The following is a 26,196-nucleotide window of genomic DNA, read 5'->3' on the forward strand; positions in this document are numbered from 1 at the left end:
CCCCCCCCGGCGGGGGGGGGGGCCCCCCGCCGGTTTACTAGACTGGTGGACGCCCTGCCCGCACCACCGGAAGTACCCATGTCCAGAGGAAAGCACCACCCTCCCCGTCCCAAGCCCGCCAACAGTGAAGGTTTCCTGATCGCAGCGGACCTCAAAAAGGAACGCGGCTGGACCGAAACCCACATCAAGGCCTTCCTGCCGGAACCGGACAAGACTGCCAGGAATCCGTTCTCCCGCAAGGCCGCGCCCATGAAGCTGTATGCGCTGGACCGGGTGGAAAAAGTGGAGGCGACGGAGGAGTTCCGCCGGGCCCGTGAGGCCTCGCGGAACCGCCAGCTCGCGGCCCGCGGCCGGGCGCTGGAGAAAAAGAAACAGGCGGTTGCGGTGGCCGAAGCCCTGGAGCTGCAGCTCGTGCCGGAGTCCTGGGAAGAGGTTCAGCGAAAGGCAATCGAGCACTACAACTCACGGCTCCGCAGGAACCAGTCCCCCGCCGGCCCGCGGACCACCCGCTCCCGGCTCGACCGCCTGACCGTCAACTACCTGCGGCACAAGCAGACCTCGTATGAAGCGGAGCTGAAGGAATTCAAGGGCGTTGTCGGTGTCGGTGAGGCCTATCTGGTGGTCCGGAACCGGATCCTGGATCTGATCGCCCGGACTTATCCGGCCCTGCAGGCCGAGTGCGAACGGCAGAAGTTCGAGGCGCCGGAGCTTCCGGACGGAGTGGTGCTCTAGTCCCGAACGCCGGGGCCCGGGACGGTGCCCGGTGCCCGGTGCTAGAAGATCACCACGAACCGCATGACCGCGTCATAGAGCTTGGTGCTCATGAGCTCCCCCGGTCCCATGGCACCGCGGTCACGCAGCGCTGCATCCGGGTGATCCGTGATGATGCCGTCAACATTATCCCGGAGCATGTTTCGGATACTGCCGGTGCCGTTGACCGTCCAGACATAGATTTCCATGCCCTTGGCCCAGGCCGATTCCCGCACCGCGTCTGTATAGGACGCTTCCTCCACCACAATGAAGTCCACTGTTGTGTCCGGAGCCGCAACCCCGGCCACCGCCATGGTCAAGCCCACATACAGACCCGGACGCAGCCGCTTCAGCTCCTCTGCTTTGTCCTTGTCCAGCGAGTGGTAGATGTTCTCCCGCAGAGCATCAAGGGATTCGAGTTCTGCCACCAGCCGCGGCACGTAGTCCGCGGTCTCGCCTCCGTGCATCTTGAGCTCGATCAGCAGCGGTTCGCCGAACTCCTGCGCAGCACGGATGTACTCCTCCAGGGAAGGAATGGTGTCCTGGTGTCCAAGCTGGTCATGCACCGTAACGGCTGTGAGCTCGGCCAGAGTGAGATCCTTGACGGACTGGCCGCGGCCAGCCAGCCGGCTAAGTGAAGCGTCATGCATCACCACGAATCCGCCGTCGACAGTTTGCAAAACGTCCATTTCGACCAGGTCCGCGCCGGCATCGGCAGCGGCCTTCAGGCCGGAAACTGTGTTTTCCACGCCGCCGTTGCTGAAACCGCGGTGGGCCAGCACCAGGGTCTGCGGCACCTGCCGCAGGCCCTCCATAAGCTGGATGTTCAGTCCGCCCAGGATCAACGCCGGAACGGCGACGGCGGCAGTCACCAGGGCCGGACCACGCCTGGACCGGCCGGTGGCGGCTTTCGCCCAGGGCAGCGGACCGGCCGCAGGAATCGTCCGGTCAGTGCCCTCCCCTGCGGCAATTGTTCCGTCCCGCTCAGTGCCGCAGGACAGCATCAGGCCCTTCGGCAGCCCCGGGAGGCTCCGGACCGTCAGCTCGATGAGCATGGCGGCCAGGAACATCACAAAGCTGCCTGCGATGACGATGCCGCCAACCTGGGCAGCACCCAGGGCGAAGGCGGCGGTTACGGCGGCCAGGCCTGGCGCTGCCAGGTCCGCCGCCAGCGTCGGCAGCAGCGAGGCGGCCACGAGTACCGCACCGCAGACGAAGGCCGCGGCCGCAGCGGCGGCCCCTGCAGCTGTGAGCGCGAAGTCGGTCCTCCGCGTCAGGCACCAGCTAAGCCGCATGCTGCTGCCGCCGGTAACGCGCGCCAGGGCGAAGATCGGCAGGGCAAGGGAGAAGCGGATACCGAGGGTTCCAGCGACCAGCAGGAATATCACGTAGGAGACCGCTCCCGGGGTGGACTTCAGCAGTTCTCCGGAGATGAAGTTAGGGACGGCAATGGAGTGCGTCAGTACCGAGAAGAAGCCGGCCTGGGCCAGCGGCAGGACCAGGAAGAGGTACCAGGCCAGCGGCAGTGAACCCGGCCGCAAAAGCCGCCGCAGGACCGGGAGAAGCACCCGGGCCAGGGCGGCGGGGTGGAGCCCGAGTCCGGCCCGGACCCTGGCCGCTGCCACAACCAGCAGCATCAGCTGGAGGGAGACCCCGAGCACGGCTACGAGGCAGAGCCCGGTCAGCCAGGCGATCGAGCCGCCGTTGCCAAGCAGGGATGCCAGGGCGGCGGAATCCACGGCATACATCCCGGCCGCGGAAAGAGCCTCCGTGAACATCCAGCGGATAAGGGGCGAGAAGAACATCAGGAGCACCGCCTGGGACACTGCGTAAAGTGCCAGCAGGCGCCAGCCGCCGGTACGCAGCGTCCTCCAGCCTGCGCCAAGCAGGCCCGGCACCAGGGCACGGAAGCTGTCCGGACCATAGTGCCCATCCTGTCTGGGCTGGTCCGTCGCCGGCGCCGTCGTCCTCATGCTTGCTCCTCTGCTCAGGAGCAAACAGGGCTTCCATGCGCACCGCTGCTCCGGTACGTGGCTGGCCCGGGAAACTGGACTACGTCCAACTTTTGTCAGAGTATATAAGCTGCGTCACAAACACACCGTCATAGCCGCGACACATACAGGATTGCGGAACACCGGGTGACTACAGGCTGACCTCGAATTCCAGCCGTCCGTGACGAATTCCATTGACCTGCAGTTCCAGGTGGTGCACCCCGGCGTAGTGCCGCCGGGTGGTCATCTGCCGGAAGGCATGCCGGCCGGACAGCTGCCGCGATTCTCCGGGATCCAGCTCCAGCACGGCAAGTTTGAAGACCTTTGGCGCCGTGGAACCGCTGGCCTTCACATAGTGGACCACATAGTCGACAGCCAGGCGGGCGGGGGCGGCGGACTTGTTAGTCAGGACGCAATCGAAGCTGAGCACTGCAGGCAGTGTAAGCTGCCCGGTCTCCGAATTCGGGCCCTCGACGGCTACTTCGGCAGGCCGGAAGCCCATCAGTGCCAGGGCGTCCGGGTTTGCCTTTTTCACCAGGGTCCGCAATCCGCGGCGGGTGATCCAGGCGCTTTCCGGGGTGCCGGAGTCCTGCCATTGAGAGGCCAGCCCAAGAACCATTTCCGGTGCATGCCGGGCCAGGTCGTTGAGATGGTTGGCCACCGACCGGCGGACATAACCGCTGGGGTCATTGCGCAGGGAATCGAGGATCGGCACGGTGGCACCGGGGCGCTCGATCAGCCCTGCCACCCGGACCGCCCATGGCAGGTAGGGGCGGGTGCCTTCACTGGCCAGCCTGCGAACGTGCGGGTCGGCATCTGCCGTCCAGGCCTGGATGCGGGTCAAAGCCCTGTCCAAGTCGGCGCGCAGCAGCCGGCGGATGGCAAACTCACTGGTCAAGCGGGGCGTAAGTTCCGCGAGCAGATCGAGGCAGTCATCGAAGGCCTGATTGCCACCCTGCCTGAGGGCAAGCGTGACAGCCGCTTCAGTGACCGGCCACAGGGCCCAGCTCCTGAAGGCGGGATCCTTCAAAGCGGTCCGGAAAGCCTCGGCCGCCTCCGAATACTCCGGGAAGATCCCGGCCAGGGCGTGCGCAGCGACGTCCGTCCTGCCGCGCAGCGGCAGGGGTCCGAGGCGCACACTGGTTTCCAGCAGGGCATCAAATCCCCGATCCGGGTCGGCACGCTCCAGCGATTCGCAGAGCTCCGCTATCTGCCGGGGGCCCAGCAGGTCATCCATGGCACCCATACTGCTCCCTGCTGCGGACTACGGTTACCGGATCCTCATCCTAGCCGGGGCCGGGCCGCCGATTCAGCGCTCGGCGTCGGTGTAGCTGCCGCGGCGGCCGCGGGCCGGACGCCCGGCGGTGCCGAATGCGGCGACGTAGCTGTCAACGGGCTTGGCTGCGCAGCGGACGGTGGGGCCACCGAAGGTTGCGGTGTAGTGCCCGCCGCTGGTTTCGACAGGAATCTGGGGGCGGTCAAACACTGCGACGTAGCTCCCGCCCAAGGGGCTTGCGGCGCGGAGAGTCCCCGTGCCGGCCGGGGTTGCGGTGCGGGCGGTCTGGGCAAACATGGTCTTGAACAAGGAGATACTCCTGGGGATTAAAGGGCAGCACCGGGCAAGCCGGCACAGGCTGCGGTGTCTGTCATGGGGGAAGGGCGACGCGCTGCCGCTTAGGTGCGGCGCGCAGTGCCCCGGGCCGCGTACCCGCCTCCGAAGAGGGGTCCTGCCGTACTGAACTCCTTGCGGTGGAGCAGATCCGGCTGGCGCGGCGTCTGCTAAGACTCTACCAGTTATTCTGAGTCATTCATAAAAAGGCGGCGCCGCGGCACTTCAGCACGCTGGAGTTCCGGCAGCCCGGAGCCATTCAGTTGCCGCGCCTCCTGTTGCGCCGGGTGGTGTGGGACCGGCGATAGAGTTGCATCATGAGCAACACCCCCGCGCGGGCCCGCAGGTCTGTCTTTTTCCTCATTCCCCTTGGCGCCCTGGCGGGCATGGCATTGGCCATCCTGAACTTCCAGAGAAACTACGCCTCGGCCGTGGAATCCCAGGACCTCACCAGCTACATCCTCTGGACGCTTATCGGCGGCGCAGCGCTCGGTGCTTCTTTTGCCTGCCCGGCAGGCGTGGTGTCCTTCCTCAGCGCGGACGCAGGAAAGTCCCGGCACTTTTGCGCAGCTGCCGCGGCGCTGGTCCTGGCCGCATGCTGGCTCCTCTATGCGGGCGTCCCAGCGTCCGGCGGCACGCCGGTAACCGTGCTGCTGCCGGTGGCCGCCGTCGTAACGACGGCGGTGGGCACCTGGTTCGTGTGGTTCACTACCCGCCCCAAGGCACCGGCGGCCGGGCCGGAGGCTGCGTAAGGTCCGTGATGGCGGCACCAGCCGCGCGGGTTCAGTGCGGGCCGCCAATCATCCTCGAGAGAGCGTCGGCCGGCGAGTCCACCTCGGCACCGTGGGCAAACAGAACGCGATCCGGCCCCAGGGCGGCAATCCGTTCCAGGGACTCCTCCGCCCGGCCGGCGTCGGACATAAACGCACTGGGCCCCCGGACCACCTGCCCATGGGATGATCCGGCTGCATCTCCAACAAAAAGCGTCCCTGTCCCCTCATGGAACAGGGAAATATGCCCCGGCGTGTGGCCGGGAGTGGCAAGGATCTCCAAGTCCTGCACCATGGCTCCTTCGCTGATCGCGCTCACGTGCCGCGGGGAGCGGATATCCGGAGAATCCGGCCCACCCGCGTAAATCGCAGCATGGGGGGCCCGTTCGGCGATGGCAAAAAGAGAGCCGACATGATCCATGTGCAGGTGCGTCAGCACGATGTCACGGACATCCGACCAATCCCCGCCGAGGGCTTCGACGGCGGCGGCAATACCCGCTTCTGCGTCCGGCATGCCTGTGTCAATCACCACTATTCCCGCGGGTTGAGCTACGGCATAACAGCGCACATCCATGATCAGCTGATCCGGCCCGGCGACGCCGGCTGGGATCACCACCTCGCGCACCACGTCCTGAACGGGAAGCTGCGCTCCGCGGCCACCGGTTTGCTCACTCATGGCCCCTCCTTCGCTGGATAGTCGGCCCTTCCAGCGTATTCCCGCACCGTGGCATCCGTCGCCGAGTTCCGCAAAAATCCAGGGTTCCCACACCGGAAGGAACCAGCGGTGGCGGCCGGCCTGGAAGCCCCGGCAGCCACCGCATTGTGATGGCTGGGACTAAACAGAACAGCACGCTTTCCATTAGCAGAGTGACGGGACGCACACAACAACAACACGGCACCGTTACCGAATTGCAATGCAATCGCAATTCCCTGTAGTGTCCTTGGCATGCCGCCATACTGATGCGGCGTCCTTGGCCTGTTACCTAACTCTGCCGCTGGCCAAGGTCCCCTTTGTACTACGACGGCAGGGGCGGGGGACCCAATTATTTTGGATCCTTTGAATCCTTGGGGTTAAGCCGACGGTTCAGTCCGTCGGCCGGGTGACTCCCATCCGAATCCGACAGCTCACCTCGCAGGTATAGGGAGAGGTAATTCCTTGTCTATCAATAAGAACCGCGGACGCCACCGCGCAAATTCCAACATCTGGACGACCATCGCCCAGGTCTCACCGGTGAAGGCACGCACCTTCGGTGGAACCGCAGCGGCCGTTGTTGCCGGTTCCGGACTCATGTTCGGCATGGCTGCCCCGGCCCAGGCCGGCGTCGTCGCCAACGATCCCGTCCCGGCGGCTGCCGCAGCTGCCGCAGCTCCTGCTGCAGCTCCCGCCGCAGCCACCGTGGCCGAGGCTCCGGCCGTGGAAGCCGCAGCCACGCACACCGTAGTTGCGGGCGATACCCTGGGCCAGATTGCCGCCACCTATGGCGTCAGCCTGGACAGCATCTTCGCGCTCAACGGCCTGTCGATGTCCTCGATCATCTACCCCGGTGACGTTATTACCTACGCCGGCGCTGCTGCCATCCAGCCCGCTGCCGCCTACACGCCGGTGGAAACCGCAGCTGTGGTTGAAGCGGCTCCCGCAGCGGCTTCGTACACCGACCCCGGCGCTTACACCACGCTGAGCACCCAGGTCACCCCGGCCGCTTCCAGCGCCGGCGCCTCTGCCATTGGCCAGATCATGGTGAACTCTGCCTACTCGCAGCTCGGTGCTGCCCAGGACTGCACCGTCCTGGTCGAGGTTGCACTCCGCGCCGCCGGCCACTCGGTTGGCGACCTGGCCCCCGCCCAGCTTGCCGCTTACGGCACTCCGGTCTCTGACCCCCAGCCCGGAGACATGGTCTACTACGCCGACGGCGGCATGGGCTTTGCCCACATCGCGATCTACATCGGCGACGGCCAGGCCATCCACAGCGGCTGGAACGGCAACCAGACCGTTATCCAGTCCGTCAACGTCGGCTCCGGCCCGGTTTACTACCGCGCCTAGCCAAAACAGCGGCGGATTGTCCGGTCCGCCCATGTTCGGGAAGCACCCCGCCTGGAACCAGGCGGGGTGCTTTTCACTTCCGGCACAGGAATGTACTCCTACCCCGCTGCCGGAACTGCCCTGCGGCTGCGGGGGAACATGCCCACCGAGACGTGAAATAATAGTCAGGTCAGACCCGCGGCTTCCCGGCGTTTCACCCCCATGTGCGGCGCTCCCGGCCGCGCTTCCGTCACGACTGTCACCGGAATCCGGGCAAGCGCGGGACACCCGTCCCAACAACAGACCCTGTCCAGTGCAGCGCTCCGCGGCTGCCGGGCCCGGCTTCGATCCAGCCAGAGGTAATCACATTGACGTTTAACGTAGGTCAAACCGTAGTCCACCCCCACCACGGCCCGGCCACCATCCGCCGCCTGGCGACCCGCCAGATCCGCAGCGTGGATCACGAGTACCTGGTACTGGAAGTACATGCCAACAAGCTTGAGGTATGGGTGCCCACCGCCAAGGCACAGGACGTGGGGCTGCGCCCGGTCCTGAATTCACCGCAGCTGGAAGAACTCATGGAGATCCTCAAGGCTGCTGCGGATGCCGAGGAATCCCAGTGGTCAAGACGGTTCAAGGAAAACACGGAACTGCTGGCCAGCGGCCGGATCTCGGATGTGGCGCGGGTGGTCCGCAACCTCACGCTGCGCTCCCTGGACAAGGGACTCTCCCACGCCGAGCGGGACATGCTCCGGCATGCCCGCCGGCCGCTGCTCACGGAAATTTCCCTGTCCCTCGGGGTCAGCGAGGAGGAAGCCTCTGCAGTGCTCGACGGCGTCTGGGCCGGCGCGGGCACCTCCCTGGCCGAGCCGGTTACCTAGCCTCCGGCCCCCGGGCCATCCCGTCGTTTACCGTTTACCCGTGTCCGGGCCTGGCGACCTGGTTTTGGTCCGTGCAGTCGCAGCGGCAGACCATGGGTCCTCCGGCCAGGGATGCTTCGGGTAACGGCCGCGCATTTCCGCCCGGACCTGGTTGTAGGGACCAGCCCAGAAGGAGGCAAGGTCATCCGTGACCGCCAGCGGCCGGCCGGCCGGGGAGAGCAGATGGAACAGCACCCTGACCCGTCCTCCGGCAAGCGTGGGTGAGCCCGCCCAGCCAAAGCATTCCTGAAGCTTGACAGCGGCCACCGGCCGCGCGTCGTCGTCCCCTGGTTCCGGATAAGCAATGTGCACCCGGGAGCCGCTGGGCACCTGCAGCCGTTCCGGCGCCAGCTCATCCAAGCCCGATGCCTCCGGCCAGGGCAGGAGCCGCCGCAGCGGATCAGCCAGATTGATCCCGGCAGCCCGCGCACCGCCGGCCAGCTCATCCAGTTCCGGACCGAGCCACTCATCCAGACGTTTCAGGAGCGCCGGTTCGGAGACATCGGGCCAGGGTGCGCCAAGTTCACGGTGCAGCAGTGCCAGCCGCCGCCGCAGGGCGTCTGCCGCCGGCGACCATCCAATCAGTGACAGCCCCTGGGCGGCCAGGGCCGCTGCGACGGCCGCCCGGCCCTGGGCCGGCGTCGCCCGAATGGGTGTGGAGACCAGTTCGATGGCGCCGAGCCTGCGCTCACGCCGTGCGTTCACCCGCCCGCCGGAGAATTCCGCCGAAACGGATTCCGTGAGCAGATGAGCGGCCGCAGCCTCAGCCGTCCCGGCCTCCAGCGGCGCCGCAGCGCGGATGACAGCACCGGTGCCCGCGGCCGCGCGGCCCTGGGCCCGCGTCACATCGGCAACCGCAAGCCATTCGGACCCCCGCAGCGGGCTGTCCGCCGGCAGTCCCGCCCGGGTGCCGGAAGCAAGAAGGTACTGCTCCCCCGCACTTCCTGCCACCCGCCGGGCTACGCGGGCAGGGAAGGCCAGCGCAATGATGAATCCGGCCGCCTCACCGGGGTCCAGCCGGAGGCCGGGCAGAGCACCCCGGGCCTGCTGCGCCGCCAACCGCTCGAGCCGGCGGACTTCCTGCGACCAGGCGCGCGCACCGGGGTCCCCGCCCGAGCGGAGCCTTGCCAGCTGCCGGACCAGATCCGCCCCCGGCACCCGGAAGTCGCCGGCTACCATGGCGGCTACCTCCGCTGCAGTGCGTGCCCCGGTAACGGGAGCCCCATCCACCAGGGCACGGGCAAGCGGCGGATCAACAGGGATGCGGGACAGTGTCTGGCCGGTGTCTGTGGCCCGGCCTTCCTCGTCAACTGCGCCGATGGCCCGGAGTTCGGCTTCCGCGTCGGCCAGGGCGCCTGCAGGCGGCGGGTCAGGGAGGGTTAGTCCGCGTCCGCCGGGAGTCCCCCAGCAGGCCAGTACCAGGGCTGCCGAGGTGAGGTCCGCGGTGGCGATTTCCGGGGTCTGCTGCGCCGGCGCCGCGGCATAGGCCGCCTCCGGATAGGCCCGGATCACTGTCCCCGGACCCTGCCGGGCGGCGCGTCCGGCACGCTGCTGGGCCGAGGCCCGCGAACAGCTCACTGTCACCAGTCCGGACATTCCACGGGCCGCGTCCCGGCGCGGTTCACGGGAGAGCCCGGAGTCCACCACCAGGCGCACCCCCGGCACGGTGAGCGAGGACTCGGCCAGCGACGTCGTCACGATGATGCGCGGCCGGCCTCCGGCGGGCCGGCCGGAAACTGCCCGGTCCTGTTCCGCTGCCGGCACCTGGCCGTGGAGTTCCAGGACGTCGGCCGTCCTGCCCAGCAGCTGCCGGAGGTGTGCCGCCACTGTGGACACTTCCCGGGCCCCGGGCACAAACACCAGGGCATCCGCCTCTGGATCAGCTTCAAGTGTCCCGGTGTACCCCGCCGCGGCAGTCTGCGCCAGCTCGCTGAGGTAGGGCCGGGTCACGCCGCGGTCGTCCAGCCGGCGGGCGGCGGTCGGTTCCCAGCGCACTTCGAGCGGGTACAGCGCGGAGGGGCAGTCGATGACCGGCGCCGGCCCGTCCGGCCCGCCGATCAGCGTGGCAAAGCGTCCGGCGTCCAGGGTGGCGGACATCGCGATGAGCACCAGATCCTCCCGCAGCTGCCGCACCTCCGAAAGCAGGCCCAGCAGCAGATCGGTTTCCAGCCCCCGTTCATGGACTTCGTCGAGGATGACGCCGGCGGTGCCTTCCAGGGCGGGATCATCCATCAGCCGGCGCAGCAGGATGCCGGGGGTCACGAATTCCACGATGGTGCGGCTGCCGGCATGCCGCTCGCCGCGCACGGTGTATCCAACTGCCTCCCCGACGCTGGAAGCAGCGAGGGAGGCCAGACGGCGGGCGGCAGCGCGGGCCGCCACCCGGCGGGGCTGGGTGACAATAATCCGCCCCTGCCCGGAACCGGTGAGGTTGGCCACCAGCGGCGGAACCAGGGTGGTTTTACCGGTCCCCGGTGGTGCCTGCACGACGGCGGTGCGTCCTCCGTCCGCCGGATCCAGGGCTGCCGCGAGGTCCGGGAGGGAACGGGCAAAGGTCAGCCCGCGGCCGAGGGCGGAGAGGTTGAAGGGTCCGTCCGGAAGTGGACCGGCCGCCGGCAGTGGTGTGCTCACCCACCTATTCTCTCCCGTGTCTCTCCCGTGGCCGACTTTGACCGTGACGCACCGGCCGCGGGGCTACCGGCGCAGCGCCTTCCGTGCCGCCTGGTTGCCCAGGAGCTGCACCAGCTGGACCAGCACGATAATCACGGCCACTGCGGCCCAGGTCACCACCGGATTGAACTGCCGGTAGCCGTACTGGATCGCGAAGGTTCCCAGGCCTCCGCCGCCCACATAGCCGGCTACCGCGGACATATCCACCAGGGCGACGAAGACGAAGGTATAGCCCAGGATGAGCGGACCCAGCGCTTCGGGAATCAGGATGGTCAGGATGATCCGGCGCCGACCTGCACCCATTGAACGGGCTGCTTCGATGACACCGGGCTGCACGGTCAGCAGGTTCTGCTCCACGATCCGGCTGATGCCAAACGCGGCAGCCAGCGAGAGCGTGAAGATAATGGCGTTGTTGCCGATGCCGCTGCCGGTCACTGACCGTGCCAGCGGCTGGACCGCGGGCAGGAAAATGATGAACGGAATGGGGCGGAAGATATTTACCAGCACGTTGAGGGTGCCGAAGACCGGACGGTTGGCCAGCAGCGCTCCGCTGCGGGTGGTGTAGAGGCCCAGGCCGATCAGCATGCCGCCCAATCCGCCGAACAGCAGGCTCAGTCCCACAATGTAGAGGGTCTCTCCGACGGCCGTCCACAGCTGGGGCGTCAGGGGAATCAGTTCTTCCATTCAGCTCAGCTCCGTTACTTTGATGCCTGTGCCCACCGAGGCCAGTGCGTCGTCGATCGCCTGGTCGGCTCCTTTGAGTGCCAGGGTGAGATGCCCGAAGGCCCGCCCCGAGATGTCATTGATGCCGCCGTAAATCAGTTCGAACCCCACACCTGCCGCGGCGAGTTCCAGGAAGACACCTGCCTGGGCTTCATCGCCGTCGCGGAAGGACAGCGTGACGATCCGCCCCTCATGGCGGGCCTTCAGCGACGCAAGCTCATCCGGAGACGGAATGCCCCGCACCACGGTCGAGACAAATTTCTGCGATGAGTCGCGGCGGGGATTGGAGAAGACTTCGAAAACTTCGCCCTGTTCCACGATCCGCCCGCCGTCCATCACGGCTACCCGCGTGGCCAGGTTTTTGATCACATCCATCTCGTGGGTGATCACCACGATGGTGATGCCCAGCTCCCGGTTAGCCCGGCGCAGCAGGGCCAGCACCTCGTGGGTGGTCTCCGGGTCCAGCGCCGAGGTTGCCTCGTCTGCGAGCAGGATTTTGGGTGCTGCGGCCAGTGCGCGGGCGATTCCCACCCGCTGCTTCTGCCCGCCGGAGAGCTGCTCGGGGTAGCTGTCAGCCTTGTCGGTGAGGCCGACGAAAGCGAGCAGCTCATCCACCCGCGCCGCAATCTCCGCCTTGCTCTGCCCGGCCACGCGGAGCGGATAGGCAATGTTGTTCCGCACGGTTTTCGAATTGAACAGGTTGAACTGCTGGAAGATCATGCCAATGCCCAGACGGATGGACTTCAGCTTCCGTTCGGGGACCCCGGAGACCTGCCGGCCATCTACGGTGATGGTTCCCGAGGTGCTGGATTCCAGCGCATTGATCAGGCGGACCAGGGTGCTTTTTCCGGCCCCGGAGTAACCGATGATCCCGAAGATCTCTCCGGCTTCAATCTCGAGGTTGATCTCCTGCAGCGCGGCAACAGGGGGTTCGCCTTTCCGCGCCGGTGGATAGGTCTTGCTGACGTTATGCAGCGATATAAGGGCCATGACGGTTCCTTGGGTAGAGACGGGGGGGCCGGCGGGGACGCTACGATGATGCGCCGGGATCAGCCCCGGGCTTCGATGTCCTTCTGGACCTTGGCGAGGGACGTGCGCAGATCCTCGGCCGGAACCTTCAGGAACTCGGCGGTGTTGCCGGAGGCCTCCTGCACGCCGTCCTGGACAGACTGGGTGTTCTGGTAAATCTCCACCAGCTTCAGGTAGGTCTCGTTGTTTTCCTCGCCGGCGCGGGCGGCGAAGATGTTCACGTAGGGAATCGCGGCCGGATCGGAGGGATCGTCCTGGGCAATGGCGTCCTCAAACTTCAGCCCCGCGTCCTCCACGAAGTCGTTGTTGATGATGGCCGCCGCGACGTCGGGCAGCGACGTCGGGGTCAGTGACGCCTCCAGGGTGGTCACCTTGACCTTGGACTTGGCTTCATCAATTTCGTCGAGGGTGGAGAAGGCGCTGCCGCCGCCCTCCAGCGTCACCAGGCCGGCGGACTGCAGCACCAGCAGTCCGCGGGACAGGTTGCTTTCATCATTGGGGATGGCGACCGTTGCGCCGTCGGGAATTTCCTCAACCGAGTCGTACTGGGTGGAGTACAAGCCCAGCGGGTAGATGGCCGTGGATCCGACCGGGGTCAGGTCCTCCCCGGCGGAGACGTTGTAGCGGGCCAGGTAGACGATGTGCTGGAACTGGTTGAGGTCCAGTTCGCCCTCGGTCAGTGCGGGGTTGGGCAGCGTGTACTCGCCAAAGTCGACGATTTCCACGTCGATTCCTTCTGCCTTGGCTGCCTCGGTGTAGGTGGCCCAGTACGGATCGCTGGCACCGACGACGCCGATTTTCACCGGCGCCCCTTCGTCTCCTGCCGCTGAACCGCAGGCGGCCATGCCGAGGGCAAGGAGGGGTGCTGCGGCAAGTGCCAGAATTTTCCTGCTGAGTTTCATGGTTCGGTTCTTCTCCTGAATGGGTCCGCGGCGAAGCACGGAAGTGGGGAGGCGCAGGCCGCTGTGAGGGCAGTGCCGGCGCCGTACTTGCCCCGCGGAGGGTTTCCGCCAAGGCCGAATCTTCACCTGGAGCACCCCGCTACGACGAGAGGGTTGCTGTCCAGCCGGCCAGGGCCGATGGCTGGAACTCTTGATTCCGGACTCACGCTAGGGGCGCGGGCGGCACGGGCCAAATGTTGCGCCATAAGGCGTAGCGCACCGTCACCGCAGGTCATATGACGCCATGTGCTGTCATACAGGGGCAGAAGCGGTTCCGGCTTTTCTTCCGTTCCTGTTGATGGAGCTCTGGCCGCGGGGTCGGTAGGCTTACTTCTTCCTGCCGCGGAATCAACGTCAGCGAACCATCCGGGAAAGGCTGATTGCTCCAGAAAGGCTGATCATGGGCATGGTTGAGGATCTGGGCGCGGACGATGTCTGTGCCCTGGCGGCGCGCCACGGTTTGGTGCTCGATCCGGGGACCGTCCGGTTTAATGAGGCCGGACTGGACTACCGGGTGGCTTTCGCCAGCGCTGCCGAAACCAATGAGCAGTGGGTACTTCGGGTGCCGCGCCGGCCGGACGTTGCCGCGAACCAGGACCAGGAACGGGCCATCCTGGACTTTGTCCGCCCGCGCCTGCCCGTGGCCATCCCGGGCTGGAGGATCCAGGCCGATGACCTGATTGCCTACCCGCTGCTGCCCGGCTCCCCCGGCCTGACCGTGGGTCCGTCGAACCAGCCGGACTGGCATTTCGACCCGTCGTCGAAGTCCTACCTGCAGTCCCTGGCGGAGCTGATCGCGTCCCTGCACAGCATGGATGCCGCCGCCGCAGCAGCCGCCGGCATTCCCGCTGAAACTCCCGACGCCGTCCGGCAGCACTGGGCGGAGGGGCTCCGCAGGGTGGAACAGGAGTTCCGGATCGCGCCGGACCTGCTTGCAGGCTGGCAGCAGTGGCTCAGCGATGACCGGCTCTGGCCGGCCCGGACTGTCCTGACGCACGGGGAACTGTATCCCGCCCACCTGCTGCTGGACGAGGCGGACCGCATTGTCTCCGTGCTGGACTGGACCACTGCCAAGGTCAGCGACCCTGCCCTGGAATTCATGTATGTCCAGCTCATTTCACCCGCTGCACTGCCGGAGGTGGTCTCTTGGTACCGTGAGGCCACCGGAACCGCCGAGCCCTTCCTGGTGGAGCGTTGTGCGGCTCTCATCGCCGCCGGTCCGCTCAACTACGCGCTCTATGCCCTGACTACGGGACTGCCCGAGCACCGGGATGCCGCAGCTGCCCAGCTGTACCCGGAATAGCTTCATTCGTTACCGGGCAGTCCAGGCCATGGAGGCACCTGCGGCCGGTCCCGGAGGCCCGGCTACTGCTGGTGGCCGGGGCCGGGCCCCGTGTATCCTGCGAGCAGTGCAAATTTCTTCTTTTTCGTGACGCAGAACTCTCTGCGCTGTGCTTCCGCTGACACGCGGAACCGTGAAACTGCTCCATGGCGAGTAGTGATTTCGTGTGCCCCGGTACCGGGACCCGCCAGGGGTCCCGGATGCTCAGGCCCACCACCGGATACTTCACGGAAGAACAACCATGCCTGTCCAACAACCTGCACCAGGACGATCCCTTTCCCTTACCCCGCTGCGTGAACGGGAGGATCTGCGCCCGGACTGCTCCAACTGTTACGCGTTGTGCTGCACGGCCTTCGGGTTCGCGCGGTCCGCTGACTTCGCCGTCGACAAAGCCGCCGGAACCCCCTGCAGCAATCTGGCCGAGGACTTCACCTGCACCATCCATACCTCCCTGCGTCCGCGGGGTTTCACCGGCTGCACGGTGTTTGACTGCCATGGAGCCGGCCAAACCGTGTCCCAGGGCTACTACGCCGGTGAAGATTGGCGGACCCATCCCGAAGTTGCCCGGGAGATGTTCAGCACCTTCGCCGCCGTCCGGCAGCTGCACGAGATGCTCTGGTACCTGGCGGAGGCTGTGGAGCGGGCCTTCGATCCGGACGCTGCAGGGCGGGCGGAGGAACTCCGCGACTTGATCGGACGGGAGCTGGTCAAGGGCCCGCCAGCACTGGGGGCCCTGGATCTTCCCGCACTTCACGAGCGGGTCCGGGCCCTCCTGCTGGAAGTCAGCGCCGAGGTGCGCGCCGGCTACTTTGCCGAGGGGCAGCAGGACGCCGGGACTGACCTGCTGCCCTCCGCGGACCTGATGGGCCGGGACCTGCGTTCGGCTTCCCTCTGCGGTGCGGACCTCCGCGGGGCATACCTGATCGGGGCGGATCTCCGCGGTGCCGACCTTGCCGGCACGGATCTGCTCGGTGCGGACCTGCGCAGCGCCCGGCTTGAGGGTGCCGACCTCACCCGCGCCCTGTTCCTGACGCAGCCGCAGGTGAATGCGGCCCGCGGGAACAGCAACACGCTTCTGCCTCCGGTGCTCAGCCGCCCCGGACATTGGCTGGACCGCTAACGGAAGGTTGGCTAAAGAATCGGGCTGGTCTGCGCGGGATAGAACGCCATGGCCAACGCGTCCAGGGTGAAAAAGATCTCCTGACCCGGCCGCAGTGCCAGATCCGCTGCCTCAGCCGGACTGATGTCGGCGGCGAGCTCCCCCGCTCCGACCCGGATCCTGTCACCCCGGGGCTCAAGGTCAGTGACGGTGACCCTGAGAACGTTTCCGGCGTGGGCCTGCCCAGCGCAGTGGGCGGGCCCGGCCGGAGCCGCCGGGTCCGTCACACTGACCAAAACCGAAGACGGCGGAAAGGCAGCGAACCATTCTTCCTCATCCAGGAGCTGGCCGGGGGCCGCTGCCGATGCGCATTGAACCTCGAACCCCCGCGCCCTGAAGCTGTTGCCGCTGCGGCTGCCCTCCACCAGGTTCAAGCCGGCAAGGCTCGCCGTGAACCGGCTGCGGGGTTGCCGCAGGACCTCTCCCGGCGGGCCGCCCTCAACGATCCGTCCGCCCTGCATGACCAGCACTCTGTCCGCCAGCATCAGGGCATCCAGAACATCGTGGGTGACAATCAGGGCAGTTCGCTCAACCAGGACGCGGCTAAGTAACCGCCGCAGTAAAGGTGCGCTGTGAACGTCAAGCGCCGCCATGGGCTCGTCCAGGAGCAGCAGGGACGGTTCCGCGGCCAGCGCACGGGCCAGGGCCACCCGCTGGGCCTGCCCGCCGGACAGTTCGGCGGGTTTGCGGGAGGCCAAACCGCCCGCGTCGGCCTGTTCCAGCCAGTAGCGGGCCGCCGTCCGGGCCTCCCTCCGGGGAATTCCGGCACTTCGGGGCCCAAAGGCCACGTTCTCCTCGGCGCTCAGGTGCGGAAAGAGCAGCGGCTCCTGGGCCAGCAGGGCAGTGCCCCGGCGGTGGGGCGGCAGCAGCACGCCCTCGTCGACGTCGAACAGTACCCGTCCGCCAAGCTCCGCCCGCCCAGCCCCGGGCTGCAGCAAACCGGCGATCAGGGAGACCACCGTGGATTTCCCGGCACCGTTCGGTCCAAGCAGCGCCACCGTTTCACCGGCCGCAATTTCCAGGGTGACGTCGAGGCCCCGCTCAGGGAGCACAGCACGCAGGTCCAGCCTCATGGGCGCACCACGGCCGTACCGGAGGAAGCGCTGCGGTAGGACAGACCCACAACGATCACCGCGACCGCCACCAAAACCAGTGAAAGGGCCACGGCTGCATCGGCGTCGGTCTCGCGCTGCAGGTAGATCTCCAGTGGAAGCGTTCGGGTGACGCCCTGGAGACTCCCGGCGAAGGCAAGCGTGGCACCGAACTCGCCCAGGCAGCGGGCGAAGGATAGGACGGCGCCGGAGGCCAGCCCCGGAAGCACCAGCGGAACGGTCACCCGCCGCAGGACGGTTCCGGGGCCGGCGCCCAGGGTTGCCGCCACTGCCTCATACCGGGTGCCCGCTGTCCGGAGTGAGCCTTCGACACTGAGCACCAGAAACGGGAGTGCCACGAAGGTCTGTGCCAGGACGACGGCGGTGGTGGAGAACGCTATCTGGATCCCCAGGACCTCCAGCGCACCACCGAGCAACCCCTGCCGCCCGAAGGTATAGAGAAGCGCGATCCCGCCAACCACGGGCGGCAGCACCAGCGGCAGCAGGACCAGTGCCCGCACCAGCCGTTTGCCGGGAAATTGCAGCCGGGCCAGGACCAGTGCGAGCGGCACGCCAAGCAGTACGCAGAGCAGGGTGCTGACGGTAGCTGTGCGCAGGCTCAGCGAGAGCGCAGCGAGCGACGATTCGGAGGTGATCAGGGGGATGAATTCTCCCCAGTTCACCTCGGCGGTGATGGCCGCCAGCGGCAGCAGAAGAAACACCGTTCCCAGGCCGGCAGCAGCCAGTACCCAGCGTGGCAGCTGAATCATCGTGGCGCTCCGGCTGCCCCGATGCCTGCCATGGCTTCCCGGCTGCGGCGGACCTGTGGAGGGCGCAGCTTGCTAGGGCGCACCGAAACCTGCTTCCCGCAGGACGTCCTGGCCGGCGCCGCTGTGGACAAAGCTGATGAAATCGTCAGCCAGCACCGGCTGCCGGGCGTGGACAATACGCACGATCGGGTAGGTGTTCACCGCGTGGGCTGCTTCCGGGAAGGCCACTTCCTGCACGCTCCCGGCGGCCGCGAGCACATCGGTGACGTACACCAGCCCCGCGTCCGCCTCTCCGGAGGAGACTTTTCCCAGGACGCCGGAGACAGAGGACTCCTCGCTCACCGGGCTAATCTCCGTTCCGGTGACTGCTTCGATCCGCGCAGCCGCGGCGCCGCAGGGAACCTGCTCCGCGCACATCACCACCTGTCTGCCGGGTTCGCCCAGGTCACCGAACCCGGTGATACCCGCGGGATTGCCCGGCGGCACAGCGATCGTCAGGGTGTTGACGGCGAAAGGCTGGGGATCGCCGGCCGTCAAGCCGTCAGCGGCGACTTTGTCCATGTTGGCTTTGTCCGCTGATGCGAAGACATCCGCCGGGGCGCCGGAGTGGATCTGGGTTGCCAAATCCGCTGAACCGGCAAAGTTCAGCCGGACGGTGGTGCCGGGGTGGACGGCCTCGAATTCTTCGGCCAGGTCCGTGAAGGGCCCGGACAGCGACGCCGCAGCGAAGACCATCAGCTCGCGCGCAGGTTCCGAATCTGAGGACGACGTCGTCCCGCCACACGCGGCCAGCAGCATCGCGGCGGCCAGCCACAGTGCACCCGTCCGGGCAGCACGAAACGGACGATTCCTGTGGAGCATTAGGCCTGCTTCTTTACCGGGGGCATTTCGACGATAACGTTGGTTGCCTTCACCACGGCGGTGGCCGTGGACCCGGGTTCCAGCCCGAGTTCCCGCACGGCCTCCGAACTCATCAGCGATACCACCCGGAACGGCCCGCACTGCAGTTCAACCTGGGCCATCACCTTGTCCATCACAATTTCAGTCACCAGGCCTACGAAGCGGTTCCGTGCAGAACTGGCAATCTCTGTGGGGTCCTCCGGCAAATGCGCCTGCCGCCGCGCCAGACGTGCCAGTTCCAGGGAGTCAATAACCTGCCGGCCACTGGCATCGCGGCGGCCGGTCAGGGTACCGTGCTCTATCCAGCGCCGGACGGTGTCATCGCTGACTCCCAGAAACCGTGCTGCTTCGGCGACTCTCAGGCTAGGCATAGTCCGACAATATGCCGCACATGCGTCTATTTCCAGAGGAACCTGAAATATATGCGGAACTTTGATCGGCTAGATCGGTTGGATCGAGACGCGTCACTGTCTCAGTCAGTGTCGCGGCTGCGGAGTGCTGGCTGCGTATTCGCCGAAGAAGAAGCGCTGCTGCTGGTTACCGCGGCAGCTTCGGGCAGTGAGCTGGAGTCGCTGCTGACCCGGAGGGCCGCCGGCGAACCCCTCGAATACCTCCTCGGCTGGGCGCAGTTCAGCGGGCTGCGGATTCGGGTCGGTCCGGGCGTTTTTATCCCCAGGCGGCGGACCGAGTTTCTGGCAGCCGCCGTCGTAGATTTCCTGCGGGAGCAGGCGGAGCGCGGCGGAGGCGCCGCAGCGCTGGTGGTGGAGCTGTGCTGCGGATCAGGTGCGATCAGCGCGGCAGTTGCGGCAGCCGTCCCGTCCGCCCGGCTGCACGCCGCTGACCTGTCTGCGGATGCAGCCGGCTACGCCCGGTTGAATCTCGGAGCCCGTGCCGCTGTTTACCAGGGCGACCTCTTTGCCGCCCTGCCGCACAGGCTTCGCGGAAGCACTGACCTGGTGGTGGCAAACGCGCCCTACGTGCCCACGGAGCGCCTGGTCTTTATGCCGCGGGAGGCCCGGCTGCACGAACCAGCAGACGCGCTCGACGGCGGTGAGCAGGGCCTCAAGGTCCTGGGCCGGATCGCCGCTGAGGCACCGGCCTGGCTCCGGCCCGGGGGCCGCCTGTTCGTGGAGTGCAGCACCGGCCAGGTGCCCGCACTGACGGCTGTTTTTACCGCCGCAGGTCTGCGGCCCGAGGTTCTGCGGGAGGAGAAATCGGACGCCACGGTGCTGAGCGGACTGAGGTGCTGAGCGGGCTGAGGTGCTGAGCGGACTGAGGCGCTGATCCCGCCGTGACCGCGCGCCGGAGGTTCCCGGGTCTCCGGAGCTCTAGTCCCCTGAAACGTCGGCCCCGGCCGGTTCGAGAATGCCGCCGTCTGCCGTCTGCGCTGAGCCCGCCGTACCGGGGGTGCGCCGGTGGCTGGCCAGGAACGACGCGATCCGGTTGACGGCGTCGCGGATGTCATCCTCGGCCGGCAGGATCACGAAGCGGAAGTGATCCGGGGTCGGCCAGTGGAAGGCCGTTCCCTGCGAGACCAGGATCTTCTGTTCCTCGAGCAGGTCCAGGACAAACTTCTCGTCGTCGTCGAACGGGTACATCTCACGGTCCAGCTTCGGGAACAGATACATTGCGCCGGCGGCCGGGACACAGCTGACGCCGGGGATTTCATTCAGCAGCCGGCACGCCAGGTCCCCCTGCTCCGCCAGGCGTCCGCCTGGTTTCACCAGGTCCCCGATGCTCTGGTAGCCGCCCAGCGAGGTTTGAATCGCATGCTGTGCAGGAACGTTGGGGCAGAGCCGCAGCGAAGCCAGCAGTTCTAGGGATTCGCGGTAGGCGGCGGTATCGGCGCGCTTGCCGGTCACGGCTACCCAGCCGGCGCGGTAGCCGGGCATCCGGTAGGCCTTGGACAGGCCGGAGAAAGTCAGCACGGGCAGGTCCCCGGCCACCGACGCGGTATGAATGTGCACCGCATCCTTGTAGAGGATCTTCTCGTAAATCTCATCGGAGAAGAGCACCAGTTCGTGCCGGCGGGCCAGGTCGGCGAACTGTTCCAGGATATGCCGGGGGTACACGGCGCCGGTGGGGTTGTTCGGATTGATGATCACAATCGCGCGGGTGCGGTCGGTGATCTTGGCTTCCAGATCGGCCATGTCCGGCCACCAGTTGTTCTCCTCGTCGCAGGCGTAGTGCACGGCTTCACCGCCGGACAGCATCACGGAGGCCGTCCACAGGGGGTAGTCCGGTGAGGGGATCAGCACCTGGTCGCCCGGTTCCAGGAATGCCTGCAGCGTCATGGAGATCAGCTCGCTGACCCCGTTGCCGATGAAGATATCCTCGACGCCGATCTGCATCAGACCCCTGGTCTGGTAGTACTGCGAAATAGCGGTCCGTGCCGAGAAGATGCCTTTTGAGTCGCTGTAACCCTGGGCGCCGCGCAGGTGGTGGATCATATCCACCACGATCGATTCCGGCGCTTCCAGTCCGAAGGGCGCCGGATCACCCAGATTCATCTTCAGGATCCGCTGGCCGGCGGCCTCCATCTGCTTGGCCACGTGCTGCACGGGGCCCCGGAGATCGTAGCGGATGTTCTGCAAACGGCTGGAATTCTGCATGGGACGCATCATCGGATTTTCCCACCACCTGGCCCTTGCGCCAAAACGGGCCGTTCCATGACGGCTCGAACCGGGCCGGAATTACTGCCGGAAGCGCCTGTGTCAGGTCCGGGCCGCAGCCTTCCTCCGCTCTGGCAGCGCCGACCGGACGCCGAACAGCCTGTCGTACAGCAAGCCGGCGGCCAGCGCGATCACCACGAAGACCAGAATGATAATGCCCATGCCAATCAGGCCGGCCTGCAGTCCGGCGCCTGCCTCGGCGTCGAAATAGAGGATGGCTTTGTTGGCGATAGTCATTTGATAGAGCGGTTCGCCCCTGGCGATGAAGCTGAAGAAGCCCGGCAGCATTTCCAGCGGAACCACACCCGTGGCCGCGGGAAGCCCCATAAACACCACGTAGATCATGGAGAGGATCAGCCCGGCGCTGCCGAAAAGGGTCACCAGTCCCAGCGTGACCGCTGAAATGGTGGCCAGCGACAGCCAGGTGCTGAAGAAGAACCATCCGCCGTGCGGAATGGGCATGCCCACCAGGTTGGCGATCCACATGATCAAACCCGCGGTGGGCACCGCGATAGCCAGCATCAGGCCCCACTTGAGCAGGAACGTCACCCAGCGCGCCGGCTGCAGCCGGGGGCCGAGGACAAATCTGGTCCCCAGTTCGACCGGGCTGACCCCCAGCCGTGAGTCGATCAGGAAGTGGAGCGTCACCGATCCGCTGATTCCCACCACCATCAGCAGCACGGAGTAGAAGAACGCTCCCATGCCAAGTGCTTCCCCCTGGGCCGGGCTTTCGAAGGGCGTTTCGGTGACCTGGATCGGATCCCGCAGCACCGTCTCCGCCGTTCCGTCGATCTGCGGGGCCAGGCTGCTCTCCACAGCTGCAGGCAGTGGCACCTGGGCCAGCTGCCGGTCCAGGCTCCGCTGCGCCTCGGTCTGGGCGGCCTGGGCGGAGGACTCCAGCTGTCCCCCCAGGCTGCTGCTGGCCTCCCGCAGAGCAGGTTCCACGGCTTCACCCGCCAGCTGGCTCCCCAGCGGACTGGCGAGCGGGTTGGTGTAGAGCGTGACCTGCGGCCTGCTGGCCTCCGACGCCGTGAGGCTGGACGTCACCAACCCGGCGGCGTCGGCGGAGAAGTCCTCGTTGAACACCACAGCGGCATAAACCTGTCCGGACCTCAGCTGATGCTGGGCGTCGTCCCAGTTCAGCGGCCGGAGGTCGATTTCATCGGTCTTGCCGAAATTCTCGGTCAGGGTGTCCGTGATGTTCTGTCCGAAGTTCTGTTCCGTACCACCGGCGTCGCTCCCCTGGTCACGGTTAACGACGGCGATCGGCACGTGCTGCAGGTGCCCGGACGGACTGCCAAGTCCGCCGATGTAGAGGGCCGAACCCGTGCCGCCGAGCAGCAGAAGCACCAACAACGGAAGCAGCCAGGTGAGTGGGGACAGGAACGCGGCCGCGCGGGATTCACTCCGATGGCGTCTGGGCCGGGCGGCGTCGCCGGGCAGGGAGTTATGTGCTGGCATGGGAAGAACCTCCCGGATCGCCGGACACGCTCCGTTTGATCCGCGGGAGCGTTTGTCCCCATCGACGCTACGCGCCGGTTCGCTGCGGAGAACAGGCCGGACCAGGCATACCGCGTGGAAGCGGCTCAACTCATCCCCGGGCGGGACTGCCTCCTGCCTGGGCAGCACCGCCGGTTCTGGCTTCCCGCAAACTACTGGCTGACGCGGACCGCAACCAGCGCTTACGCTGGGCGGCAGAGCGATCCCCGGTGCACGCCCGCTGACCTGCCAGGAGGAACATATGGAACCTGTTCCGTTGCCGGCCGCTGGCCAGACACACCCTGCCGCCGGCAGCCCTGCTGCCCCCGCCCCGCCGGACCAGTTCGTGCGTTGCCGGATCGCACTGGCCTTCACCGATGCCGACCGGTCCCGAATGCTGGAACAACTGGGTTCCGCCCGGGCCGCCACCATCACGGCTAGCTTCCGGCCGGCGCCTCCCGCGTCCAGCCCGGATTCCGGCGTGCATCCTGCGGTTCCGGCCCTCTATGGTGCAGCAGCGGCCGAGTGGCTGCGCAGCGAGGTGAGCGCCGCCGTCGTCGGAACCCAGCTGGTTCTGGCCGGTCCGGAGACCGATGTTCTTGCCGCCCGGACCGATGCCCTGGCCTATGGCATGGTCTCCGCCGAGATTCTGCTGCTGTCCAGGTCGGATCCCGCCCGCCGCGTCTATTGCCCGCATTGCAGGACCATCACCCGCACCGTCCTGGAGCCCGGATCCCGCCTCTGCTGCAGCGGCTGCGGCCGCAGTCTGGAGATCTTCGACCATTTCTCCCGTACCCTGTCCGCGTACCTGGGGGTCGCCGCCGGCATCGAGCCGGTTTCACAACAGGAGGGACCAACGTGAATCACGCTGCCGCGGCGGGTTACCGGCGTCCGCTCCCCCTGCGGCAGGGCTTCACCCTGGTGGTCCAGTCCACCCGCGACGAAGCACCCGGAGTGCGGTCCCTGGCCCTGGCCAGCCCGGACGGCTCGCCGCTGCCGGAGTTCGTGCCGGGCAGCCACCTTCTGGTCGAATGCGGCAACAAGGTGAATGCCTACTCGCTCACCGCATCGGGGACAGTCCCGTCCGCGTACACGATCACAGTTCTCCTGCAGGACGACGGCGGCGGTGGTTCCCGCTTTCTCCACGGCCTGCACCCGGGAGACCGGGTCCGGGTTTCCCGCCCGCGCAACGGTTTCAGCCCCCAGGCCACGGCCACCCGCCACCTGCTGATCGCCGGCGGCATCGGCGTGACCCCGGTCCTGTCCCACGCCCGGGCTGCAGCAATGTGGCGCCAGCCGTTTTCGGTGCTCTACGGCTACCGGCACCGCATTGCACCCCATGTGCAGGAGCTGCGGGAGCTGTGCGGCGGCAGGCTCATCGAGTGCCCGGACCGGCCGGTGTTTGTCCGCCAGCTTTCCGCTGCGCTGACACACCAGCCACTGGGCACCCACCTCTATGTCTGCGGCGGCACCAGCTTCGTCGAGTCGGTGATCGGCGCTGCCCGGGGATTCGGCTGGCCGGAGGAGCGGTTGCACCGGGAGGTGTTTGATAACGCTGTCCTGGAACCGGGACAACCCTTCACCGTCCATCTGGAACGCAGCGGCCGGACTGTTCCCGTGCCCGCCGGAATGTCGCTGCTCGAAGCCCTCGAGGACGAGGGCCTGGAGATCCCCAATCTGTGCCGGCAGGGCGTGTGCGGCGAGTGCCGGCTCACCGTGACATCCGGGGTCCCGCTCCACCGCGACAGCTATCTGCCGGCTGCTGCCAGAAGCAGCAATAGCGTGATCATGCCCTGCGTTTCCCGGGCTGCCGGTGAACGGATCGGTGTGGACCTGTGATGCGCGACGGCGGCGCGGAGCCCACTCCCGGCCTTCCCGCACACGTGCGCCGGTTCCCCTTCCCCTTCCCGCACGGGCAGTACATGTACAGCGTCAATGTGGAGCCGGCGGGCCGGTTCAGGCCTACAGCTGCCGGCGGGTGGGGCCGGCGGATCGTGGAGGTGGACGACGATTACTCACAGGACCTCTCCGTGCGCCGGAGCATCCTGGCGCGTGATCCGAGCCGCGCCGCCGAAACCCCGCACCTGCGTCCCAGTGTGTGGGGCGCCCTGAACTTTGTCCTCACTGAACTGGCCGGCGCCTATCCGGATTCGATGCGGTATGAGCGCAGCGGAACCAGGTGCCGCTGGACCAATCAACTCACCGGCACAGGCCTTTTCTTCACCTACGGAGACGACACCACGGTGCCCGGCGGCCCGCTGAGGTTCCTCTCCAGCCAGATGCAGGAGGACTTTGCCTTGCTGCACCACCGGGAGGGGGCGCTCTGGCTGGATGCCGGAGTGGTGACGTTTGCTTCCAACTGGTCCCTGCGGTTCGACGTCGGTCTCCCCTTCAGCGAGATCCATGCACCCGTGCCCCGGGTGGCGGACCTGGGCGTCATCGAGCGGGCGGAAAAGTTCCTGATTGGCCTCCAGCCCGGTGAGCCCTACCGGCGGACCAATTGGAGTGTTTCGGTGGACCGGCGCCTGGATATCTCCACCGAGACCTATCCCGAGTGGGGGCCGCACCGGGCCTCGATCGCGGAGGATCCGGCCCTGCCGGACCGGCTGCACCTGCGGGTGGAGGTCCAGCACCTGATCAAGGTCCCCAGCACCGGTGGCCTGCTGTTCCTGATCCGCACGCATCTGCTGTCCCTGCGGGATCTGGCCCTGGTCCCTGTGTGGCGCGCGCGGTTCGGCGAGGTGCTGCGTGGCCTGCCGGAGGATCTGGTCGAGTACAAGGGGCTTGCCCGAATCCGCGGACCCGCCGCCGACTGGCTGCTGGGGTCGGGCAAAGACTAAGGGCTGCGCCTGTGCCGGGAGAACTATCTGCGGGGCTGAGACTCTGCCCGTCCTCCGCGGCCGTGCCGGAAGTGCCCCTCGGGTGCGCCCTTCGCCAGCACGCCCAGGATCCGGGCAAGCTCTGCCCGATCCCCGGCGGATAGTGCAGCGAAGTACTCGTCGGCTTCCCGGGCACGGTCCTTGCGGACGCCGTCGCGCATTGCGGTGCCTTCGGCAGTCAGCGAAATGAGCGTCGCCCGCCGGTCGGACGGGTCCGGTCCGCGGGCCAGCAGACCCTTGCCCTCAAGCTGGTCTACCACTTCAGTCGCCGACCGCGGAGCGATCCGCAGCTGTTCCGCCAGTTCCTTGAGCCGCATGCCGCCGTCGTCTGCGTTCCGTGCAACGGCGTTGAGCGCGCGGTACTGATGCGGTGTCAGGTCGAACGGTGCCAGCTGCGTCAGCCAACGGCCCCGCAGGCCGCGGAACGCGGCATGCATCAGGTCACCGAGGACGGCGGAGTCAGCTTCTGGGTGCGGCATGC

At 66.9% G+C, this 26,196-nt stretch carries 25 protein-coding genes and 2 riboswitches; of the genes, 10 read left to right on the forward strand and 15 right to left on the reverse strand.

Features of this window, described 5'->3' with window-relative positions; genetic code table 11:
• The first annotated feature begins 78 nt into the window (after positions 1 to 78).
• Positions 79 to 732 (forward strand): hypothetical protein, encoded by a 654-nt coding sequence (locus H9638_RS08285; RefSeq protein ID WP_191746719.1) that lies wholly within the window; start codon positions 79 to 81, stop codon positions 730 to 732.
• 41 nt (positions 733 to 773) lie between these two features.
• On the opposite strand, the gene H9638_RS08290 is transcribed toward H9638_RS08285, so the two are convergent.
• The 3 genes from H9638_RS08290 to H9638_RS08300 all read right to left on the reverse strand — a co-directional run bounded on the left by H9638_RS08290 (position 774) and on the right by H9638_RS08300 (position 4,326).
• Positions 774 to 2,723 (reverse strand): glycerophosphoryl diester phosphodiesterase membrane domain-containing protein, encoded by a 1,950-nt coding sequence (locus H9638_RS08290; RefSeq protein ID WP_191746720.1) that lies wholly within the window; start codon positions 2,721 to 2,723, stop codon positions 774 to 776.
• A 169-nt stretch (positions 2,724 to 2,892) separates the two neighbouring features.
• A complete protein-coding gene (locus tag H9638_RS08295; protein ID WP_191746721.1) occupies positions 2,893 to 3,987 on the reverse strand; it encodes a DNA alkylation repair protein in 1,095 nt (364 codons plus the stop codon).
• 63 nt (positions 3,988 to 4,050) lie between these two features.
• The gene (locus tag H9638_RS08300) at positions 4,051 to 4,326 is read right to left on the reverse strand and encodes a hypothetical protein (RefSeq protein ID WP_191746722.1); all 276 of its coding nucleotides are present in this window, start codon (positions 4,324 to 4,326) and stop codon (positions 4,051 to 4,053) included.
• Positions 4,327 to 4,667: 341 nt separating this feature from the next.
• Here H9638_RS08300 and H9638_RS08305 point away from each other — a divergent pair, with 341 nt between their 5' ends.
• Positions 4,668 to 5,102, forward strand: coding sequence for a hypothetical protein (locus H9638_RS08305; RefSeq protein WP_191746723.1), 435 nt, complete (start codon positions 4,668 to 4,670; stop codon positions 5,100 to 5,102).
• Positions 5,103 to 5,133: 31 nt separating this feature from the next.
• Here the strand turns inward: H9638_RS08305 and H9638_RS08310 are convergent, their stop codons facing one another.
• Positions 5,134 to 5,796, reverse strand: coding sequence for an MBL fold metallo-hydrolase (locus H9638_RS08310; protein WP_191746724.1), 663 nt, complete (start codon positions 5,794 to 5,796; stop codon positions 5,134 to 5,136).
• 328 nt (positions 5,797 to 6,124) lie between these two features.
• A riboswitch (cyclic di-AMP (ydaO/yuaA leader) is annotated at positions 6,125 to 6,273 on the forward strand.
• Positions 6,274 to 6,276: 3 nt separating this feature from the next.
• On the opposite strand from H9638_RS08310, the gene H9638_RS08315 reads away from it, so the two are divergent.
• Complete coding sequence (locus H9638_RS08315; RefSeq protein WP_191746725.1) at positions 6,277 to 7,161, forward strand: C40 family peptidase; 885 nt, start codon at positions 6,277 to 6,279, stop codon at positions 7,159 to 7,161.
• A 347-nt stretch (positions 7,162 to 7,508) separates the two neighbouring features.
• Entirely contained in the window at positions 7,509 to 8,021 is a 513-nt protein-coding gene (locus H9638_RS08320; protein ID WP_191746726.1) for a CarD family transcriptional regulator, read from the forward strand.
• A 27-nt stretch (positions 8,022 to 8,048) separates the two neighbouring features.
• Here the strand turns inward: H9638_RS08320 and hrpB are convergent, their stop codons facing one another.
• The 4 genes from hrpB to H9638_RS08340 form a co-directional block, all read right to left on the reverse strand.
• A complete protein-coding gene (gene hrpB / locus H9638_RS08325; RefSeq protein ID WP_191746727.1) occupies positions 8,049 to 10,691 on the reverse strand; it encodes an ATP-dependent helicase HrpB in 2,643 nt (880 codons plus the stop codon).
• 63 nt (positions 10,692 to 10,754) lie between these two features.
• The gene (locus tag H9638_RS08330; RefSeq protein ID WP_191746728.1) at positions 10,755 to 11,414 is read right to left on the reverse strand and encodes a methionine ABC transporter permease; all 660 of its coding nucleotides are present in this window, start codon (positions 11,412 to 11,414) and stop codon (positions 10,755 to 10,757) included.
• Positions 11,415 to 12,443 (reverse strand): methionine ABC transporter ATP-binding protein, encoded by a 1,029-nt coding sequence (locus H9638_RS08335; RefSeq protein WP_191746729.1) that lies wholly within the window; start codon positions 12,441 to 12,443, stop codon positions 11,415 to 11,417.
• A gap of 59 nt (positions 12,444 to 12,502) precedes the next feature.
• Entirely contained in the window at positions 12,503 to 13,384 is an 882-nt protein-coding gene (locus tag H9638_RS08340; protein WP_191746730.1) for a MetQ/NlpA family ABC transporter substrate-binding protein, read from the reverse strand.
• 78 nt (positions 13,385 to 13,462) lie between these two features.
• A riboswitch (SAM riboswitch) is annotated at positions 13,463 to 13,580 on the reverse strand.
• Between the two features lie 249 nt (positions 13,581 to 13,829).
• Between H9638_RS08340 and H9638_RS08345 the strand changes: the two genes are divergently transcribed.
• Together H9638_RS08345 and H9638_RS08350 are read left to right on the forward strand one after the other, a co-directional pair.
• Positions 13,830 to 14,726, forward strand: coding sequence for a macrolide 2'-phosphotransferase (locus tag H9638_RS08345; protein ID WP_191746849.1), 897 nt, complete (start codon positions 13,830 to 13,832; stop codon positions 14,724 to 14,726).
• Positions 14,727 to 15,006: 280 nt separating this feature from the next.
• Positions 15,007 to 15,885, forward strand: a complete 879-nt coding sequence (locus H9638_RS08350; protein WP_191746731.1) for a pentapeptide repeat-containing protein — start codon at positions 15,007 to 15,009, stop codon at positions 15,883 to 15,885.
• An 11-nt stretch (positions 15,886 to 15,896) separates the two neighbouring features.
• Here H9638_RS08350 and H9638_RS08355 read toward each other — a convergent pair whose 3' ends face one another.
• The 4 genes from H9638_RS08355 to H9638_RS08370 all read right to left on the reverse strand — a co-directional run bounded on the left by H9638_RS08355 (position 15,897) and on the right by H9638_RS08370 (position 19,056).
• A complete protein-coding gene (locus H9638_RS08355; protein WP_191746732.1) occupies positions 15,897 to 16,997 on the reverse strand; it encodes a sulfate/molybdate ABC transporter ATP-binding protein in 1,101 nt (366 codons plus the stop codon).
• Complete coding sequence (locus H9638_RS08360; RefSeq protein ID WP_191746733.1) at positions 16,994 to 17,785, reverse strand: ABC transporter permease; 792 nt, start codon at positions 17,783 to 17,785, stop codon at positions 16,994 to 16,996. Before H9638_RS08360 ends, H9638_RS08355 begins: the two co-directional genes overlap by 4 nt.
• 72 nt (positions 17,786 to 17,857) lie before the next feature.
• Positions 17,858 to 18,646 (reverse strand): molybdate ABC transporter substrate-binding protein, encoded by a 789-nt coding sequence (gene modA, locus H9638_RS08365; protein WP_191746734.1) that lies wholly within the window; start codon positions 18,644 to 18,646, stop codon positions 17,858 to 17,860.
• A complete protein-coding gene (locus H9638_RS08370) occupies positions 18,646 to 19,056 on the reverse strand; it encodes a TOBE domain-containing protein (protein ID WP_191746735.1) in 411 nt (136 codons plus the stop codon). The genes modA and H9638_RS08370 overlap by 1 nt, the downstream gene beginning before the upstream one ends.
• A 108-nt stretch (positions 19,057 to 19,164) precedes the next feature.
• Between H9638_RS08370 and H9638_RS08375 the strand changes: the two genes are divergently transcribed.
• On the forward strand, positions 19,165 to 19,935 hold the full coding sequence (locus tag H9638_RS08375; protein WP_318241822.1) for a putative protein N(5)-glutamine methyltransferase: 771 nt from the start codon (positions 19,165 to 19,167) through the stop codon (positions 19,933 to 19,935).
• A gap of 78 nt (positions 19,936 to 20,013) precedes the next feature.
• On the opposite strand, the gene H9638_RS08380 is transcribed toward H9638_RS08375, so the two are convergent.
• Together H9638_RS08380 and H9638_RS08385 are read right to left on the reverse strand one after the other, a co-directional pair.
• Entirely contained in the window at positions 20,014 to 21,306 is a 1,293-nt protein-coding gene (locus H9638_RS08380) for a pyridoxal phosphate-dependent aminotransferase (protein WP_191746737.1), read from the reverse strand.
• 93 nt (positions 21,307 to 21,399) lie between these two features.
• The gene (locus H9638_RS08385; RefSeq protein WP_191746738.1) at positions 21,400 to 22,818 is read right to left on the reverse strand and encodes a YhgE/Pip domain-containing protein; all 1,419 of its coding nucleotides are present in this window, start codon (positions 22,816 to 22,818) and stop codon (positions 21,400 to 21,402) included.
• Positions 22,819 to 23,098: 280 nt separating this feature from the next.
• Between H9638_RS08385 and H9638_RS08390 the strand changes: the two genes are divergently transcribed.
• Genes H9638_RS08390 through H9638_RS08400 form a run of 3 tightly spaced genes read left to right on the forward strand, consistent with a single transcriptional unit; the run spans position 23,099 to position 25,676 of the window.
• Entirely contained in the window at positions 23,099 to 23,698 is a 600-nt protein-coding gene (locus H9638_RS08390; RefSeq protein ID WP_191746739.1) for a dimethylamine monooxygenase subunit DmmA family protein, read from the forward strand.
• Positions 23,695 to 24,675: a PDR/VanB family oxidoreductase gene (locus tag H9638_RS17080; protein ID WP_318241823.1), complete on the forward strand. Its 981-nt coding sequence runs from the start codon at positions 23,695 to 23,697 to the stop codon at positions 24,673 to 24,675. The genes H9638_RS08390 and H9638_RS17080 overlap by 4 nt, the downstream gene beginning before the upstream one ends.
• Positions 24,675 to 25,676 carry a heme-dependent oxidative N-demethylase family protein gene (locus H9638_RS08400; RefSeq protein WP_191746740.1) on the forward strand — a complete coding sequence of 334 codons (1,002 nt, stop codon included), beginning with the start codon at positions 24,675 to 24,677 and terminating at the stop codon, positions 25,674 to 25,676. The genes H9638_RS17080 and H9638_RS08400 overlap by 1 nt, the downstream gene beginning before the upstream one ends.
• A 23-nt stretch (positions 25,677 to 25,699) precedes the next feature.
• Here H9638_RS08400 and H9638_RS08405 read toward each other — a convergent pair whose 3' ends face one another.
• On the reverse strand, positions 25,700 to 26,194 hold the full coding sequence (locus H9638_RS08405) for a MarR family winged helix-turn-helix transcriptional regulator (RefSeq protein WP_191746741.1): 495 nt from the start codon (positions 26,192 to 26,194) through the stop codon (positions 25,700 to 25,702).
• Positions 26,195 to 26,196: the final 2 nt, after the last annotated feature.

It is taken from the genome of Arthrobacter pullicola (genome assembly GCF_014836875.1).
Classification (GTDB): domain Bacteria; phylum Actinomycetota; class Actinomycetes; order Actinomycetales; family Micrococcaceae; genus Arthrobacter_B; species Arthrobacter_B pullicola.

Bases quoted from the DNA above. Each gene is read 5' to 3' on its own strand.
- H9638_RS08285 (WP_191746719.1), top strand. From the start codon at position 79: ATGTCCAGAGGAAAGCACCACCCTCCCCGTCCCAAGCCCGCCAACAGT.
- H9638_RS08290 (WP_191746720.1), bottom strand. From the start codon at position 2,723: ATGAGGACGACGGCGCCGGCGACGGACCAGCCCAGACAGGATGGGCAC.
- H9638_RS08295 (WP_191746721.1), bottom strand. From the start codon at position 3,987: ATGGGTGCCATGGATGACCTGCTGGGCCCCCGGCAGATAGCGGAGCTC.
- H9638_RS08305 (WP_191746723.1), top strand. From the start codon at position 4,668: ATGAGCAACACCCCCGCGCGGGCCCGCAGGTCTGTCTTTTTCCTCATT.
- H9638_RS08330 (WP_191746728.1), bottom strand. From the start codon at position 11,414: ATGGAAGAACTGATTCCCCTGACGCCCCAGCTGTGGACGGCCGTCGGA.
- H9638_RS08385 (WP_191746738.1), bottom strand. From the start codon at position 22,818: ATGCCAGCACATAACTCCCTGCCCGGCGACGCCGCCCGGCCCAGACGC.
- H9638_RS08360 (WP_191746733.1), bottom strand. From the start codon at position 17,785: ATGATTCAGCTGCCACGCTGGGTACTGGCTGCTGCCGGCCTGGGAACG.
- H9638_RS08370 (WP_191746735.1), bottom strand. From the start codon at position 19,056: ATGCCTAGCCTGAGAGTCGCCGAAGCAGCACGGTTTCTGGGAGTCAGC.
- modA (WP_191746734.1), bottom strand. From the start codon at position 18,646: ATGCTCCACAGGAATCGTCCGTTTCGTGCTGCCCGGACGGGTGCACTG.
- H9638_RS08400 (WP_191746740.1), top strand. From the start codon at position 24,675: ATGCGCGACGGCGGCGCGGAGCCCACTCCCGGCCTTCCCGCACACGTG.
- H9638_RS08350 (WP_191746731.1), top strand. From the start codon at position 15,007: ATGCCTGTCCAACAACCTGCACCAGGACGATCCCTTTCCCTTACCCCG.
- H9638_RS08405 (WP_191746741.1), bottom strand. From the start codon at position 26,194: ATGCCGCACCCAGAAGCTGACTCCGCCGTCCTCGGTGACCTGATGCAT.
- H9638_RS08310 (WP_191746724.1), bottom strand. From the start codon at position 5,796: ATGAGTGAGCAAACCGGTGGCCGCGGAGCGCAGCTTCCCGTTCAGGAC.
- H9638_RS08355 (WP_191746732.1), bottom strand. From the start codon at position 16,997: ATGAGGCTGGACCTGCGTGCTGTGCTCCCTGAGCGGGGCCTCGACGTC.
- H9638_RS08345 (WP_191746849.1), top strand. From the start codon at position 13,830: ATGGTTGAGGATCTGGGCGCGGACGATGTCTGTGCCCTGGCGGCGCGC.
- H9638_RS08340 (WP_191746730.1), bottom strand. From the start codon at position 13,384: ATGAAACTCAGCAGGAAAATTCTGGCACTTGCCGCAGCACCCCTCCTT.
- H9638_RS08380 (WP_191746737.1), bottom strand. From the start codon at position 21,306: ATGCGTCCCATGCAGAATTCCAGCCGTTTGCAGAACATCCGCTACGAT.
- H9638_RS08335 (WP_191746729.1), bottom strand. From the start codon at position 12,443: ATGGCCCTTATATCGCTGCATAACGTCAGCAAGACCTATCCACCGGCG.
- H9638_RS08390 (WP_191746739.1), top strand. From the start codon at position 23,099: ATGGAACCTGTTCCGTTGCCGGCCGCTGGCCAGACACACCCTGCCGCC.